13 protein-coding genes, 1 tRNA gene, 1 pseudogene and 1 CRISPR repeat array are annotated in these 15755 nt (G+C 49.3%); of the genes and pseudogenes, 14 read left to right on the top strand and 1 reads right to left on the bottom strand.

The genetic code is table 11. From position 1 onward, the window contains the following. From I2D94_RS02215 to I2D94_RS02190, 6 genes and pseudogenes are all read left to right on the top strand, one after another. Nucleotides 1–191, top strand: a pseudogene (locus tag I2D94_RS02215) (3-deoxy-7-phosphoheptulonate synthase); the annotation flags it as partial. Beyond that, nucleotides 191–1459 carry a 3-phosphoshikimate 1-carboxyvinyltransferase gene (gene aroA, locus I2D94_RS02210; RefSeq protein ID WP_195395465.1) on the top strand — a complete coding sequence of 423 codons (1269 nt, stop codon included), beginning with the start codon at nucleotides 191–193 and terminating at the stop codon, nucleotides 1457–1459. The pseudogene I2D94_RS02215 and the gene aroA, both read left to right, overlap by 1 nt. Nucleotide 1460: 1 nt before the next feature. Continuing rightward, a complete protein-coding gene (locus I2D94_RS02205) occupies nucleotides 1461–2309 on the top strand; it encodes a prephenate dehydrogenase (RefSeq protein ID WP_195395464.1) in 849 nt (282 codons plus the stop codon). An 11-nt stretch (nucleotides 2310–2320) separates the two neighbouring features. Further along, the gene (gene aroQ / locus I2D94_RS02200; RefSeq protein ID WP_072684913.1) at nucleotides 2321–2764 is read left to right on the top strand and encodes a type II 3-dehydroquinate dehydratase; all 444 of its coding nucleotides are present in this window, start codon (nucleotides 2321–2323) and stop codon (nucleotides 2762–2764) included. 172 nt (nucleotides 2765–2936) lie between these two features. Continuing rightward, the gene (locus I2D94_RS02195; RefSeq protein WP_195395463.1) at nucleotides 2937–3749 is read left to right on the top strand and encodes a PHP domain-containing protein; all 813 of its coding nucleotides are present in this window, start codon (nucleotides 2937–2939) and stop codon (nucleotides 3747–3749) included. Between the two features lie 113 nt (nucleotides 3750–3862). Next, nucleotides 3863–3939: transfer RNA gene (locus I2D94_RS02190), tRNA-Pro, on the top strand. Between the two features lie 86 nt (nucleotides 3940–4025). On the opposite strand, the gene I2D94_RS02185 is transcribed toward I2D94_RS02190, so the two are convergent. Then, nucleotides 4026–4370: a nucleoside triphosphate pyrophosphohydrolase gene (locus I2D94_RS02185; RefSeq protein WP_195395462.1), complete on the bottom strand. Its 345-nt coding sequence runs from the start codon at nucleotides 4368–4370 to the stop codon at nucleotides 4026–4028. A 231-nt stretch (nucleotides 4371–4601) separates the two neighbouring features. Between I2D94_RS02185 and rimO the strand changes: the two genes are divergently transcribed. From rimO to I2D94_RS02145, 8 genes are all read left to right on the top strand, one after another. Beyond that, nucleotides 4602–5924, top strand: coding sequence for a 30S ribosomal protein S12 methylthiotransferase RimO (rimO, locus tag I2D94_RS02180; RefSeq protein WP_195395461.1), 1323 nt, complete (start codon nucleotides 4602–4604; stop codon nucleotides 5922–5924). 397 nt (nucleotides 5925–6321) lie between these two features. Then, nucleotides 6322–7695, top strand: a complete 1374-nt coding sequence (locus tag I2D94_RS02175; RefSeq protein WP_195395460.1) for an alpha/beta fold hydrolase — start codon at nucleotides 6322–6324, stop codon at nucleotides 7693–7695. A 304-nt stretch (nucleotides 7696–7999) separates the two neighbouring features. Next, entirely contained in the window at nucleotides 8000–8899 is a 900-nt protein-coding gene (locus tag I2D94_RS02170; protein ID WP_195395459.1) for an ROK family protein, read from the top strand. Nucleotides 8900–8922: 23 nt separating this feature from the next. Then, on the top strand, nucleotides 8923–10161 hold the full coding sequence (locus I2D94_RS02165) for an aminopeptidase (protein WP_195395458.1): 1239 nt from the start codon (nucleotides 8923–8925) through the stop codon (nucleotides 10159–10161). Nucleotides 10162–10281: 120 nt separating this feature from the next. Further along, complete coding sequence (locus tag I2D94_RS02160; protein ID WP_195395457.1) at nucleotides 10282–10596, top strand: nucleotide pyrophosphohydrolase; 315 nt, start codon at nucleotides 10282–10284, stop codon at nucleotides 10594–10596. Nucleotides 10597–10609: 13 nt separating this feature from the next. After that, complete coding sequence (locus I2D94_RS02155) at nucleotides 10610–12325, top strand: DUF2075 domain-containing protein (RefSeq protein ID WP_195395456.1); 1716 nt, start codon at nucleotides 10610–10612, stop codon at nucleotides 12323–12325. A gap of 156 nt (nucleotides 12326–12481) precedes the next feature. Further along, nucleotides 12482–12977: direct repeats of the CRISPR family, unit length 20 nt; unit sequence ATGCTTGCGTGGATTGAAAT. Nucleotides 12978–13200: 223 nt separating this feature from the next. Further along, nucleotides 13201–14745, top strand: coding sequence for a DUF2779 domain-containing protein (locus I2D94_RS02150; RefSeq protein WP_229056719.1), 1545 nt, complete (start codon nucleotides 13201–13203; stop codon nucleotides 14743–14745). Further along, nucleotides 14732–15673, top strand: a complete 942-nt coding sequence (locus tag I2D94_RS02145; protein WP_195395455.1) for a dipeptidase — start codon at nucleotides 14732–14734, stop codon at nucleotides 15671–15673. The genes I2D94_RS02150 and I2D94_RS02145 overlap by 14 nt, the downstream gene beginning before the upstream one ends. Nucleotides 15674–15755 lie beyond the last annotated feature (82 nt).

Below are 15755 nucleotides of genomic sequence, written 5' to 3'. Positions count from 1 at the left end.
GGGATTGGAAGCTGGTGGAAGCGATGTCCCTGGCGGCGATTGCGGCCGGAGCGGACGGTCTGATCATCGAAGTCCATGCCTGTCCGGAATGTGCGTGGAGCGATGGGGCGCAGTCGCTGAAGCCGGCGAAGTTCGCCTCCCTGATCGAAAAGGGCCGCGCGATTGCTCAGGTGGTTGGGAGATCACTGTAATGCAGGCGACGATCATCCCGGGACGCTGCACCCGAACGACGGTGGCGATTCCGCCGAGCAAGTCGATGGCCCACCGGGCGATCATCTGCGCCGCTTTGGCCCAAGGTGAAAGTCTGATTCATCACGTCGATTATTCCGACGATATCCTGACGACGATCGAGGGAATGCGCAAGCTGGGCGCGCACATTGAACTGGAAGGCAGCGACGTGCGGGTGCAGGGCATTCCTGATTTTAATCAGCTGCAAAGCGAGGAAATTTTCTGCAAGGAATCCGGCTCCACGCTGCGCTTTTTTATCCCGATTTTTTCGCTGACCGGCAAGCGGGTGCGTTTTACCGGGCAGAACCGTCTGCTGCAGCGGCCCCAGACAGTCTACCAACAGCTGTTTGAGGCGCAGGGATTCCATTACTCGCAAACCGCTGAATGGATTGAAATCGAAGGTGCACTGCAGCCGGGCGACATCACGCTGCGCGGCGACATCAGCTCACAGTTCATTTCCGGTCTGTTGTTCGCGCTGGTCTGCCGCAAGGAGGATTCTACGCTGCATATTGAACCGCCGTTTGAGTCGCATTCGTATGTGGAGCTGACATTGCAGATGCTTCAGGATTTCGGTGTTCATGCTTATTTTGAAGACGAACTGACGCTGCGAATTCCCGGCGGCCAGCGGTATATAGCTTGTGAAACGACCGTCGAATCCGATTATTCCCAGCTTGGTTTCTATGCCGCGCTGGGATGCGTTAACCATGAGGTCCATTGTCAGGGCCTGCGGCCGGATTCCCGTCAGGGCGACCGTCAGATCCTGGATTTTGTCCGTAAGATGGGTGGAAGGACAGAGGTTAAGGATAAAGAAGTGATCGTTTATCCATCTTCCCTGTCCGGTTGTGAACTGGATATACAGAACTGCCCGGATCTCGGACCGATTCTGATGGTGCTAGCCAGCTTCGCGCGCGGTGAAACAAAAATGATCAATGCCGCTCGCCTGCGGTATAAAGAAAGTGATAGAATAGAAGCGATGGAAACCGAGCTGCGCAAGGTCGGGGTGCCGATTCATTCAAGCGAGGGTGAAGTCTGGATTCAGGGACCGACAGCCTGGAAGGGCGGCGTCACCTTGGACGGGCACAAGGATCATCGGATCGTGATGGCGCTGGCGATCGGCGCGACGATGGCCGACGCTCCGGTGACCATTGAAGGCGCAGAAGTGATCGCCAAGTCGTATCCGGGGTTTTTCCGGGATCTGCGCTCGCTGGGAATCGAAGTAAAGGAGAAATAACATGCAGGAGGAATCGCATTTTCTAATCGTCGGTCTGGGCTTGTTGGGCGGAAGCTATGCCCAGGGATTGAAGCGCAAAGGCTTCCATGTCAGCGCGCTGGACATCAATCCGGAAAGCATCGCTTATGCTTTAAAGCAAGGCTGGATTGACGAAGGCGCTGTCGGTTTTGACGAAACGCTGGTCCGCCAGGCGGACAGTATCGTGTTCGGCTTGTATCCGCAGGCCCTCTTGGAGTGGATTGATCAATACCAGGACAGCTTTGCCCCGGGAACCCGGATCACCGATGTGACCGGCGTCAAGGAACAGATCGTAGCGCAGGTGCAGGAAAAATTGCGTCCGGATGTGGAATTCATCGCCAGTCATCCGATGGCGGGCCGGGAGGTCAGCGGTGTGCAGTATGCCGACTGTTCGATCTTTGAACCGGCGAATTTTATCATTACGCCGACGTCCGCCAATACGCCGGAGGGGATCGCGTGGGTGAAAGCGCTGGCGGAAACGCTGAACTTTCGGCACATTGCCATGCTCAGTCCGGCTGAACACGATAAAATGGTCGGGTTTCTCAGCCAGCTGACGCACGTGATCGCAGTGACGCTGATGAATACCAGCGACAACACGCATCTGGTGGACTATACCGGCGATTCCTTCCGCGATCTGACGCGGATCGCGAAGATTAACGAATCGTTATGGACGGAATTGTTTTTAATGAACAAGGCGAATCTTGTCCGTGAAATCGACGAGTTCGCTGCGGAGCTGGCCCATTTCCGCAGCGTGCTGGAAAATGAAGACACCGAGGAAATGAAACGGTTGTTCCGCCAGTCGACGCAGCGGCGGAAATGCTTTGACAAGTGAGGGGGGAGAAAATGAAATTTTTAGTGGTCAACGGTCCGAATATCAACATGACCGGAATTCGTGAACAAGGCGTTTACGGCGCGCGCAATTATACCGAAATCATGGCGATGATCGCCGCGGAAGCTAAGCAGCGCGGGATCGAGGTTGAGGTTTTTCAAAGCAATATCGAGGGCGAGATGATCAATGCGATCCAGCGGTGTTATTTCGAGCATATGGACGGGCTGATCATCAATCCAGGCGCTTATACGCACACCAGCTACGCGCTGCATGACGCAATCAAAAGCATTGCGCCGATTCCGGCCGTAGAGGTTCATTTTTCCAACGTCCATGCGCGCGAGAGCTTTCGTCATGAATCGAAAACAGCGCCGGCTTGTCTCGGTCAGCTGTGCGGTTTCGGGGATTATGGCTATGTGATGGCGATGGACGCGCTGATTCAGCACCTCGCGAAAAAATAAAATAGAAATACAGCTCCGGGAAGGACTCGGGCTGTTTTTTGCGTTTCAGACTGTCCGGCCTGTCCGTCTTCGTTGATAAGGAAAGAATCAAAACGTCGGCCATCAGGCAGAAAAGGACGTCAGGCAGAACCATGATTTTCAGTAGATGAACTGCGGAAAGAGAGGAGTAACGATGTACGCTGATCTGCATATTCATTCGTGGTATTCCGACGGAACGATGTCCGTGGATGAAATCGTTGAACAAGCCCGAATCCGGCAGGTCGGCCTGATTGCCGTCACGGATCATAACCAGTTGTCGGGAAGCCGGGAGTGTCTTCAAAAGACGCGGGGAACCGGAATTCGGTGTCTGTCCGGGGTTGAGCTGGACGCCCAGGACTTCGAAATCAATTTTCACATTCTGGGCTACGGCGTCGATTTGGAGAATGGGCAGTTTCAGGCGTTTGTGGAAGCGAATCGGCTGCGGCTGGAACGGGTGAACGAGTTGTTGATCGAAAAAATGGAACATGCCGGGGAGCCGGTCAGTCTTGATGAATATCGTCAGTTTTCCTATGACCGGCGCTTAGGCGGCTGGAAGGCGCTGCATTACTTTGCGGCGAAAGATCTCGTCGCCGATTTTAAGCAGGGCTTTTTGATGTATGCCCGCTATCATCATGATTATTGCTGCGTCGGCTTTCCGCCGGTCAGAGAGGTTGTCCGGCAGATTCATGCCGCGAAAGGAAAAGCGATTCTGGCCCATCCCGGTAAGGTGATTCCGGCAACTAAGCTGTCGGAAGTCTTGGCCGCGGTCATGGCGGAGGGACTGGATGGGATCGAATGCTGGTACCCGGCGCAGGATCCTGATACAACGCAGATCTGCGTAAATTATTGCCGCGAGCGGGATCTGATGATGACTTCCGGTGCGGATTGTCATGGCAGCTTTGAAAAAACACAAATCGGACAGCTGGAAATTCCCATTTCTCAGCTGGTTTTAAAACATTGGATATAAGCGGATGCTTTTTGTTGAGCACAGGCTAAAAAATGACAGAAAACGAACTTTTTACCAGAACCTAGAAAAAAGTCTTGCAAAAATTTGAAATTAGCATATAATATAAAAGGTATCGGGATGTAGCACAGCTTGGTAGTGCACTTCGTTCGGGACGAAGGGGTCGCAGGTTCAAATCCTGTCATCCCGACCATTTTAAAAACAACGGCTGAAAGGCCGTTTTTGTTTATATCAGATGTTGAGGATGAACGATTTAGCCTGCGAAAGAAACGTTCATTTTCATGCTGAAGGTTCATCTTCATCCTCGGTAAACTCTAAGAAAATCCGGTCTTTAAAACGGCCGCGGGTCTGCGCCTTCGCGTCTTTAACGGCTTGAATTTCAGTCGCGTCAATTTCAAAGAAATCCATCATCGCGTCCAGGACTTCGCTCAGATCGGCCAATTCTTCAATGAACGCTTCTCGATCGGAGGCTTCCTGAACTTCCCGGGCTTCCTCGACCAGCTTGGCTTTGAGTTCGGTTTGATATTCCGCTGGCGTTAAACGCCGCGTCTGGCAATCGCGGTATTCGGATTGAATGATCGCCGGAATGCGGTCGCGGACAAGCTTATTGTAAATTTTACGCATGGAATCACGCTCCATTCTAAACTTGATTATATCAGAATGATGAAGCATGGACAATTTCCATTCTGATTGGAAAGGAAAGGTTCAACAGAAAAAGAAGGCCAGAGCTTTAACGGATATCCCGTTGGAGATCGCGGTTTCGGGTACAATCTGGAAATGGCAATTCCGGGCTTTTGTGTTATAATGTCAGCGATCTCTATCAAGAAAAAATATACGAAAAGAAAGGAATTGAATATGAAAATAGGTGTAGTATCTTTAGGCTGCTGCAAGAACTTAGTCGACAGTGAGCGAATGATGGGCCTGCTGCGGCAGTCCGGACATGAAATTGTCAGCGACGTTCACGAAGCGGAAGCGATTATCGTCAATACCTGCGGATTTATTGAGCCGGCCAAGGAGGAAGCGATCAATACGATCCTGGAAATGGCAGAATATAAGAATGAGAATTGCCGGAAACTGATCGTAGCCGGCTGTCTGGCTCAGCGCTACAAAGCTGATCTGGAAGCGGAAATGCCGGAGGTCGATTGTTTTTTGACAATCAGCGATTATCCAAAGATGGGACAGATTCTGACCCAGGTCTTGGGCGAAAAGGTGCTGGATGGCTATGGAAAAAACACCCGGTTGGTTTCGACCAAGCCGTGGACAGCTTATCTGAAAATCGCCGAGGGCTGCGACAACCGCTGCTCCTATTGTGCAATTCCAGGAATCCGGGGCGGTTATGTTTCTTTTCCGATTGAGGATCTGGTTGCCGAAGCGAAGCAGCTGGCTTCGGAAGGGGTGAAGGAACTCGTTGTCATCGCGCAGGATACTTCCCGTTATGGAACCGATTTGTATGGCCGCCGGCGGATCTGGGATCTGCTGACAGAACTGAATGCGATCGACGGATTGCATTGGATTCGTGTTCTTTATCTGTATCCGGATGAGATTGACGATGAGTTTGTCACTGGGATCAAGGATCTAAAAAAGGTTATTCCATATTTCGACATTCCAGTTCAACATGGCAGCGATAAAATGCTGAAGCTGATGAACCGCCGCGGCAGCGTGGAAAGCATTCTGCGGACTGTCAAGCTGATTCGAGCGAATTACGATATGCCGGTGCTGCGGACGACGATGATCGTCGGTTTCCCGCAGGAAACAGAAGAAGACTTCCAGATGTTGATCGACTTCATCAAGGAAGTGCGCTGGGACCGGCTTGGCGCCTTCACCTTCTCCAACGAGGAGGATACGCCGGCCTATACCATGGATGGACAGATTTCCCAGGAAATTATGGATGAACGGCTGGAACGCTTAATGACAGTGCAAAATCAGATTGCACAGGAAAACGGCGAAGCATTGATCGGCAAGACGCTGGAAGTGCTCGTTGAAAATCAGGATGGATTAACCGGCTATTACCATGGCCGCGGCATCCACAGCGCGCCGGACGGCATCGACGGGCTGATCAAATTTAAAAGCTCGCATCACTATCAGCCGGGCACTTTCGCCTGGGTGAAGGTTACTAAAGCAAAACATCACGATTTGATTGGCGTTGACGTTTTAGACGCTGAAGAAATCGCGGCTTAGCTGGGATTTTTCAATCTGATAATTCAATTCATTGCTATCGAGGAGAATTCGATTCTTCCTGCCGTGATTAGATGAATGTCATAGAAACTCCGCCTGACGTTTTCGTTCAGCCGGAGTTTTTTTATGGTGAAAAATTGAGAAAATCAGTTGCGAGAGACTTGAGCTTTTTGAAGAATCAGACATTCAATATCCGTTGAATGGAATTCATCTTAGTCTTAAAAGGAAAAGGAATCAAGGCCAGTTAAAGTAAGGCGAGGATAGGGGAGGAAAAGAGGATATCGTGACAGCCTTCGCTGGGATTGAAAAGAAGAAAAATAAGAATTGACAAAGATGGAAGACACTCCTATAATACGTTTAGATCAACATCTAAATATGGAAATCAGAAAGGAAAACAGAAATGAACAAATCAATCAAAAAAGGATTTATCGGACTTTTACTGATGTCCGTTGTCTTGAGCGGCTGTCAGAAAACACAGGCTCCCGCCGAAAGCAATCAATCGGGAACAGACGTTCAGGATAAGGTGACGGGCAGCCGGGAGGAGATCGCCAAAGCGTATGTGGAAACACTGGGGGCCGGGGATTTTGACAAGCTGCTGCAGGGATTTGCCTATGATGAACAGATGCAGAAGGCATCCTCGCAGCTGCAGGCTTCGCTGGAACCTTCGCTGAAGCAGCTGGGGGCATTAAAAGAAATCCAGATTGTCAATGAAATTAAGCAGGGAGGCTATATCATCGTTCAGGTTCCCGTGTTGTTTGAAAATCAGAACCTGTGTGTGAACGTCGTGTTTGACGATCAGGATCAGATCGCAGGCGTGAACTTCTCCGAATACATTGAGCCGAGCAACGTCGCGGCGCTGACGCTGCCGGAAGGGACTGCAGAGCAGGAACTGACGCTGACGATGCGCGATGGCAAGGATTTACCTGCCACCTTAACACTGCCCCAAGGCGATCAGCCAGCGCCTGTTATTATTCTGGTACATGGCTCAGGACCGAATGACCGCAACGAAACACTGTATGGAAACACCGTATTTCAGGATATCGCCTACCGGCTGGCCGAGCAGGGCATCGCGACTGTCCGCTATGACAAACGGACCTTTGTTTATGGCGCTGAATGCGCCGGGGACACACAGTTTACAGTGGAACAGGAAACCATCCAGGACGCCGCAGATATCGTTGACCTGATTGCCAAACAGCCGGAGATTGATTCGTCAGCGATTTATGTTCTGGGCCACAGCTTAGGCGGCTTATGCATGCCGCGGATCGCCGCGGAAACTCCGGAGGCAGCGGGCTATATCATGATGGCCGCACCGGTAACGGATCTGGCTTCCTTAATGAAGATGCAGTATGAGCATTTGGCGCAGTTCATGAATACAGATCAGGAAAAAGCGTCGATGGATGCGATGATTGCCGAGCTGGACAAGCTGCAGCAGCTGGACTCTTTGCCGGAGGATGAAGCGGTGGCTGGCGCCTATCCGGCCTATTGGAAAGATCTGTTGTCCTATGATCCGATCAAAACCGCGGAAACGATCACCAAACCGGTGTTAGTGCTGCAGGGCGAGGAAGATTATCAGGTGCCGCTGCAGGAATTTGAAACGTGGAAAACGGCTTATGGCGAAAAGGCTAACTGGACATTTCATAGCTATTCCGGGCTGTCGCATTTGATGATGCCGGGCGACTACAATGCCAATCCAAACACCTATTACATGCAGAAAGCGGTCGTCGATCCGCGGGTGACGGACGATATCGCAGCCTTTATCCACGCACAGAAATAAGGCTTCAAACTGTCAAGAATCGTAAGCGGATGCAAAAAGCTTGAAGATTCAGTTGATGAGAAAGAATGCAAATGAAGCGGAGATGAACTGATCAGACCGCCCGGGATGACCGCGGCTTTCTGAATCCGGTAAACTCCGCTTTTTGTTTTGGTTAAAGCCAGTTGACCGCTGAGAAAGATCGTTCATCTATTTCATGATCGAAGTCCTTTTGAAACCCAGCGTGAAATTCCATGGTTTCCGGGCGGTCTTTGGTTGTAACCCCTTGCAGCTTTCGATATAATTAAACGTAAGGAGGACCTAGAGTATGAAAACATATTTAGGAATTGATTTAGGGGGAACGAACGTCCGCGTTGCCAAAGTGACGCGCGACGGGATTGTTTTAGCTGAAGTAAAACATCCGTCGCTGGCGCAGGAAGGACCTCGCAGAGTTATGGACAACATGATGGAAATGATCCGGGAGATTCCGGGGTATACTGAATGCGAGGGGATCGGCGTGGGCGTGCCGGGGCCGGTTGATACGATCAAGGGAAAAATGTTGATGGCAACGAATCTGCCGGGGTTTGAGCTTTATCCGATTGCCGCGGAGTTGACGCAAAATTTCAACATGCCGGCCTACGTTGATAACGACGCTAATGTCGCCGGTCTGGCGGAAGCGCTGGTCGGCGCTGGAAAAGGCCTGCCCGTCGTCTATTACGTCACGATTTCTACCGGCATCGGCGGCGCGTTAGTCGTCGACGGCAAGGTTGTCAGCGGCAAGCATGGTCATGCCGGGGAAATTGCGAATATCATCATTGACCGCAATCGTCAGAAAATCAATCATTTGAACATCGGCGCGGTGGAGAATGAAGCCAGCGGTGTTGCGATTACCCGCAAGGGCAAAGCGCTGTTCGGCGATCAGATTCGCCATGCCGGGGATGTATTTGATTTGGCGAAGCAGGGCAATCCGCAGGCCCAGGCTGTCGTTGACGATATGGCCTACGATCTGGCTGTAATGTTCTCGGTCATCGCCCATGTCGCCGACCCATGGATGTTTGTGATCGGCGGCGGCATGATGCAGTCCAAGGATGTCTTCCTAGATAAAGTTGTCGCTAATTTCAAAAATCTGGTCCATATACCGATGCGCGATACCTTGTTTGAAGTGGCAAAGCTGGAAGAACCAGGAATCATCGGCGCGGCGATGCTGCCGATCTCCCACGGAAACTAACATCATAGAAAGAAGGAATAACCTTGGTTTCAGAAAAATGCCTGCGGCAATATGCCGAATTGGCAGTTCGGCTGGGCGTCAATGTTCAGAAAGGGCAGATGCTGGTAATTAAGGCGCAGGTCGATTCAGCGCCGTTTGTCAGAATGTGCGTCGAAGAAGGCTATCGTGCCGGAGCGGGTGAGGTCATCGTGCAGTGGCTCGATGATCAGATCACCAAGCTGGACTATCAGTACGCGGAAACGCCGGTGCTGCAGCGGGTTCCAGACTGGCTGATGGCGCGGGAACAGGAATTTGTCGACCGCGGTTACTGCATTCTGCATATTGACTCGAGTATCCCGGGCATCATGAAGGATGTCGATCAGGACAAGGTCCAGCAGGTCGTCACCGCGCGCCGCAAAGCTCTGGAAAAATTCCAGAACTACACGATGGCCAATCTCGGTCAGTGGTCGATCGTCGCGATTCCAAATCCGGAATGGGCGCTGAAAGTCTTTCCGCAGGAACAGCCGGACACCGCGGTGGAAATGCTGTGGGATGCGATCCTGGCTTCCGTTCGGATTCAGGATCAACAAGATCCGATCCCGTTGTGGGAAAAACATAACCGGCAGTTGTCTGAGCGCAACGACTGGCTGAACCGCCAGCGGTTTGCGGCGCTGCATTTTAAGAATCAGAAAGGTACAGATCTTATTGTAGAGCTGGCCGAGGGCCATCTCTGGGAAGGCGGCTGTGAAAAATCGCAAAGCGGTGTGGTCTTTAATCCCAATATGCCGACCGAGGAAAATTTCACAATGCCGAAAAGAACCGGGGTGCGCGGCAAAGTTCAGGCGACAAAGCCGCTCAGCTATCAGGGAAAGTTGATTCAGAATTTCTGGATCGAATTTGAGGAGGGCAAAGCGGTGCGCTGGCATGCCGAGGAAGAAGAAGCCGCCTTAGCCAGTCTGATCCAGTTTGACGAAGGCAGCGCTTATCTCGGAGAAGTCGCATTGATCGACGTCGATACGCCAATCTCACAATCCGGGATTTTGTTCTACAACACCTTGTTTGATGAAAACGCCAGCTGTCATCTGGCTTTGGGAAGGGCTTACCCGATGAATATGGAAGGCTCACAGTCGATGAGCGAAGAGGAAATGAAGGCGAAGGGCTGCAATTTCTCAATGGTCCATGTCGATTTCATGTTCGGCAGCGACGACATGCAGATCACCGGCGTGCATGCGGACGGTTCCGAAGTTGTTTTCTTTCGCGACGGCCAGTTTTGTATTGAATAAAGAAGTGTTGAATATGAGAAAGGACGTTGCCTGGCGGCGTCCTTTTTCACAAGAAAAGACAGATCCGGGATATTCAAGGGGATAATATCCGTGATATACTGGAAACATTGAGGTGGATGTATGGAAAAGGCATTGACAGAAATTATTAAATTTAATGAAGAACGCGACTGGGATCAATTTCACAGTCCCGAGAATCTGGCCAAGTCGATCGCAATCGAGGCTGGCGAGCTGTTGGAATGTTTTCAATGGGGACCGGATTATGATCATCAGAAGGTTTGCGAAGAACTAGCGGATGTCATGAATTATTGCTTGTTGATGAGCGATAAACTCGGGGTAGACGCCGAAACGATCATCCTGCAGAAGCTTGAACAGAATCGAAAAAAGTATCCGGTAGAAAAGGCTAAGGGAAAAAGCACCAAATACGATCAGCTGTAAGGAGGAAACCTGAATGGTCAGAATCAAAACAATTCCATTTAACGAGCAGGCCCTGAAAGCGGCTAAAGGCATCACTCAGGCAATTCAATACCCTTCAGTTTATATTCTGTCGGGCAAAAATGAAGCCTATGTCGGGGAAACAATTAATATCGCCCATCGGCTGCAGCAGCATATCCGCAACGCCGACCGCCGCCGGCTGGATCAGCTCAGAGTGATCATGGACAAACAGTTTAATAAATCCGCGACAACGGATATCGAGGCTTCATTAATTAAATATCTGTCGGCTGATGGCCAGTTCAGGCTTCAAAATGGAAATGCCGGTATCCGGGATTATAATTATTATCAAAAAGACAGGTATAAAGAAAAATTTGAGGAAATATGGCGGATGCTGATCAAGCAGGGGATTGCGCAGCACAATCAGATACAGATTGAGAACAGCGATCTTTTTAAGTTTTCTCCCTATAAATCATTAACAGATGATCAATATAAAACTGCTGAAAGCTTGTTTGATTCCTTGCTTCAGCATTTGCGCAAAAGCGAAGAAGCTGTGTTTTTAGTGCATGGCGGTGCGGGAACCGGAAAAACTGTGCTGGCTGTTTATTTGATGAAATTGATGTCAGATATCATGGCTGAACATAACGAAATGGAGGAGGAGATAGAAGAAGCAGAAGATGAGTTTTCATTTCAGAGCTTGTATTATTTAAAAAATGTCAGAAGCTTAAAAATTGGTCTGGTCATCCCAATGACTTCGCTGCGGAAAACATTGAAAAGAGTCTTTAGACAAGTCCAAGGTCTTCGGTCTTCCATGGTGATTGGACCTTCAGATGTGATTAAATCGCATTATGATGTGCTGATTGTGGATGAGGCACACCGGCTTCGTCAGAAGAAAAATATCATGCCTGGACACCACAAAGTTTTTGACCGGATTAATGCGAGTTTGGGATTAACTGACGGAAATGAACTGGACTGGATTCAGCGCTGCAGCGATTATCAGATTTTATTCTACGATGACACACAGTCGATAAAACCAACGGATATCGATCAGTCCGTGTTTCAGAATCTGGTTCAGAAACAAAATACGGAAGAATATTTCTTAACGTCACAAATGCGTGTCGCGGCCGGACAAGATTATATTGCCTATATCGAGAATATATTATATGAATATGGAAATCCAAAGAAAAAGGAATTTAAAAATTATGAATTTCTTTTGTACGATCACATCCGGGATTTAACGGCAGTGCTGAAGCAAAAGGAGAAAGAAGTGGGTTTGTGCCGCCTGGTGGCAGGATATGCCTGGAAATGGAAAACACAGAATCATTCGTTGGATCAGATTCGTGATCAGCAGCTTTATGATATTGAGATTGAAGATGAGCGGTTTATTTGGAATTCAGTCAATGAAGACTGGGTTAATTCTGCGAACGCAATTAATGAAGTTGGGTGTATTCATACGGTTCAGGGTTATGATCTTAACTATGCGGGAGTGATCATTGGTCCGGAGCTGGGGTATGATGAGCAAGCGCAGCAAATTGTAGTTCATTCGGATCAATATTTTGATCGCTTTGGTAAAGCCGCGATTCATGATGAAGAAATTTTGAAGAAATATATTCTTAATATCTATAAGGTTTTACTAACGAGAGCCATTAGGGGAACTTATGTTTACGTTTGTGATCCTGCATTGAGAAATTATTTTAAAACTTGGATAGCTTCTGCGGATGCGGTGCGAACCTGAAGTGAACATGAAATCCCTGGGAGGTTCGCACCGGGGACTTTGTAAAATTGTTTAGATTATAGTAAAATAGTATGGTAAAAGGGCAGAATTTTTACTAATCTGATGATAGATTCTTTTTAAAGATACATCCAATTAGCATAATGTTACTTTTTTGCAGTCGCAAGCTACATGCTTGCGTGGATTGAAATGCCAAGTGTTTGACAGCGTGGTTATTTGTGAGTGGTCGCAAGCTACATGCTTGCGTGGATTGAAATTTTTCCGGCCGCAATGTCCATCATTATAAAAACGTCGCAAGCTACATGCTTGCGTGGATTGAAATAAACCTTGCTGTGTTTCTGTTTTTCTGACTGATACAAGTCGCAAGCTATATGCTTGCGTGGATTGAAATGGCGAGCAGTATGACACGCTGATTGTCTTTAAACGTCGCAAGCTATATGCTTGCGTGGATTGAAATCTCGGCCTGAGTTTTGGTCTTGTCGATTTGTACGTCGCAAGCTACACACTTGCGTGAATTGAAATTCCATTCGCTATCCAGCGAGCGCTTAGCGCTTTCCGTCGCAAGCTACATGCTTGCGTGGGTTGAAATGACCTACTCATTACGAATGAATTGCTCTACCAGCGTCGCAAACTATATGCTTGCATGAATTGAAACATTATTATTTTGTTGTAGTAGAAAAAGCATGCCTGAGGAGCCGTGCTTTTTTACTGTTGATTGGACGTTTAAGCTAATTTTAAACATTTATTAAGCTCATCTCTTAAATGATTAAATTCCCGAGAAAATTCCGGAATGAAATAAATCTGTGAAAACCTGGGATTTATCCAACTTTTCTTGGATTGCACGGAGGGGAATGGTATAATCAAAAAGGTGATTATACATGTTTCATACTTCCGATTGTAAAAAATTTAAACGATGTCAGAAATATTTCTGGCTTTCTAAAAAAGAACCGACGCCGCCATTCTCTCCCTATGTCAGGATGGATGAGGATTTAACGGCGCTGGCCTGCCGGAAATTAGAAATTAAAGAATACTTTCAGGGGGTTCGCGGCGATGATCCGCAGCGGGCTATGACAGCGCTGGAAGAATCAGAATGGCTGGTATCCGCCCGCTTTGAATTCCATCAGCTGCGTGTCAAAATTCCCTTTCTTCACAAAACAGATGCCGGCTGGGAAGTCTATTTTCTGTATGGCGGCCATCTGCCTAAAGAAGACGAAGCATTTAGTTATATGCTAAGCGTCTGGGTGCTGGAAAACCTTGGCCTTGCGGTGAATTCCCTTTCTGTGATCCATCTCAATCCCGATTATATCCGGGGGAAAGAATTAGATCCCCAGGAACTCTTTATTATTTCCGATCGGTTTTATAACGAAGCCGGACGTCCGGCCCGAAGGCTTTCAGAAGCAATCGAAAAGCAGAAGATTGAAGTCCAGCCTATGCTTGACGAAATGGAGCGGATGCTTGAGCTGGAAGAACCTGAATCTGTGAAAACCAACCGCTGCACGCGCCGTAATAAATGCGTTTACTATGAACGCTGCTTCCCGGAAGAAAAAGAACTCGATCCTGATTCAATCCTGACGCTGGTTTCATCTCAATATAAAAATCAGATGGCAGCGGAAGGCCGGTTAACACTGCAGGACGCAGACCTTGATCGGATTGAAGGGACCCGCCAACAATTCGCTCAGATCAAAGCCGCTCAGAATGGCGGCTGTTACATTGACTATTTTGGGTTGAAAACCTGGCTCGACGGCGCACTGCAATACCCATACTGCTTCCTCGACTTTGAGTGGGAAACCTATGCTGTGCCGCCGTATGAAGGAATGCGCAGTTATCAGGTGTTGCCCTTTCAGTATTCGCTGCATATTTTAGAAGCAGACGGGACGCTGACCCATCGCGAGTTTATCGGCGTGCACGACTGCCGGGAAGATTTTGTCGAGAAGCTGCTGCAAGATCTGCCGCCAAAGGGCAGCGTGATCGCCTACAATGCCGAAGGCGCGGAAAAGATCCGGCTTCAGGAGCTGGCCGCCCGGTTTCCTAAACGCGCGAAACCGCTGATGAAGATTTATGCCCGCATGGTCGATCTGGCCTTTCCCTTCCAGGCCGGTCTGTTCTACGACACGCGGATGCGCGGCTATTATTCCTTGAAAACACTGCTGCCGCTGTTTGATGAAAACCTGACGTATCAGGATCTCGACATCCATCAAGGCATGGACGCCGTCGTCCAATGGCGGAATCTTGATCAAAATAACGATCAGTCCGATCATCGGGCGATTCGTGATCATCTGCTTCAATACTGCGGATTGGACACCTATTCCATGATTATCGTTATGAACGGATTGAAAAAGAAACTGGCGGAATGGGAAGTCCGTCATCAACAAAAAGAAGCGGCAACAGCCGCCGGAAAGGGGATTGAAGATGAAAATTTTTGATTTGCACGCCGATATTGGCTGGGACATTCTGCGCAAGCACGAACAAGGAAGAACCCATGTATTGAGAGAAGAACATTTGCCGAAGTTGCTGAAGGGCGAAGTGCTCGGCGTTGGGATCGCCAGTTATTTTGAAGGCTCGGAGGACTGGGATCGGATGCAGAAAATGGTGCTCGCAGTCCGGCAGGAAATTGAAGAAAACCTCGATGCCGTGACCTGGGTAAAATCCAAAGCTGATCTGGAAGAAACCGGCAAGCCGCTGGTTGTGATGACGGTTGAAGGCATGTGCGGAATCCGGGATCAGGCTGAAGAAAAAATTCAGTGGCTCTATGATCAGGGCGTGCGCATTGCCTCGCTGTGCTGGAATGATGAAAACGCACTGGCGACCGGCGTGAAAGGTACCGTTACCCGCGGATTAACCGGGGAAGGCCGCAAGGCTGTTCAAAAAATGGACGAGCTGGGGATGATTCTCGACGTATCGCATACCAATGAGAAAACGTTCTGGGATATGGTGGAAGTGGTCCGCGGTCCGATGATTGCCACTCATTCCAACACCCGCGCATTGTGCGAAGTACACCGCAACCTGACTGATCAACAGATCATGGCGATCGCCGCGAAGGGAGGCGTGATCGGCCTGAATGCCGCGAGGAACTTCATTGATTCCAATCCAGAACATCAGGATGCCCTGCATCTGGCGGCGCACGGCCGTCACATTGCCGATCTGGTCGGCGTAGAGCATCTGGCCGTCGGCTTTGATTTCATGGATTTCTTTGAGGATCACGCGACGTCGATGGGCCGCGATCTGACCAGCGCCCTTCAGGCACAGAATCTGATTCAGGGTCTGCGGGTACAGGGCTTTTCGGAAGCGGAATGTCAGGCGATCGGTTATGACAACGCCTTGCGGGTCTTACGGCAAACGTTGAAACAATAGAATGTTAAAAAAAGGGCTGATTTACTGAAATCAGCCCTTACTGCTTTCAGTATAACATGAAAGAGCCGGCGTTTAAAGACTG

Source organism: Holdemania sp. 1001302B_160321_E10 (genome assembly GCF_015552275.1).
Lineage (GTDB): Bacteria > Bacillota_I > Bacilli_A > Erysipelotrichales > Erysipelotrichaceae > Holdemania.
The sequence above is the reverse complement of the archived record's forward strand: the minus strand, read 5'-3'. Positions and strand labels throughout refer to the sequence as shown.

Bases quoted from the DNA above. Each gene is read 5' to 3' on its own strand.
- I2D94_RS02150 (WP_229056719.1), top strand. From the start codon at position 13,201: ATGTTTCATACTTCCGATTGTAAAAAATTTAAACGATGTCAGAAATAT.
- aroA (WP_195395465.1), top strand. From the start codon at position 191: ATGCAGGCGACGATCATCCCGGGACGCTGCACCCGAACGACGGTGGCG.
- I2D94_RS02195 (WP_195395463.1), top strand. From the start codon at position 2,937: ATGTACGCTGATCTGCATATTCATTCGTGGTATTCCGACGGAACGATG.
- I2D94_RS02155 (WP_195395456.1), top strand. From the start codon at position 10,610: ATGGTCAGAATCAAAACAATTCCATTTAACGAGCAGGCCCTGAAAGCG.
- rimO (WP_195395461.1), top strand. From the start codon at position 4,602: ATGAAAATAGGTGTAGTATCTTTAGGCTGCTGCAAGAACTTAGTCGAC.
- I2D94_RS02175 (WP_195395460.1), top strand. From the start codon at position 6,322: ATGAACAAATCAATCAAAAAAGGATTTATCGGACTTTTACTGATGTCC.
- I2D94_RS02160 (WP_195395457.1), top strand. From the start codon at position 10,282: ATGGAAAAGGCATTGACAGAAATTATTAAATTTAATGAAGAACGCGAC.
- I2D94_RS02185 (WP_195395462.1), bottom strand. From the start codon at position 4,370: ATGCGTAAAATTTACAATAAGCTTGTCCGCGACCGCATTCCGGCGATC.
- I2D94_RS02205 (WP_195395464.1), top strand. From the start codon at position 1,461: ATGCAGGAGGAATCGCATTTTCTAATCGTCGGTCTGGGCTTGTTGGGC.
- I2D94_RS02170 (WP_195395459.1), top strand. From the start codon at position 8,000: ATGAAAACATATTTAGGAATTGATTTAGGGGGAACGAACGTCCGCGTT.
- aroQ (WP_072684913.1), top strand. From the start codon at position 2,321: ATGAAATTTTTAGTGGTCAACGGTCCGAATATCAACATGACCGGAATT.
- I2D94_RS02145 (WP_195395455.1), top strand. From the start codon at position 14,732: ATGAAAATTTTTGATTTGCACGCCGATATTGGCTGGGACATTCTGCGC.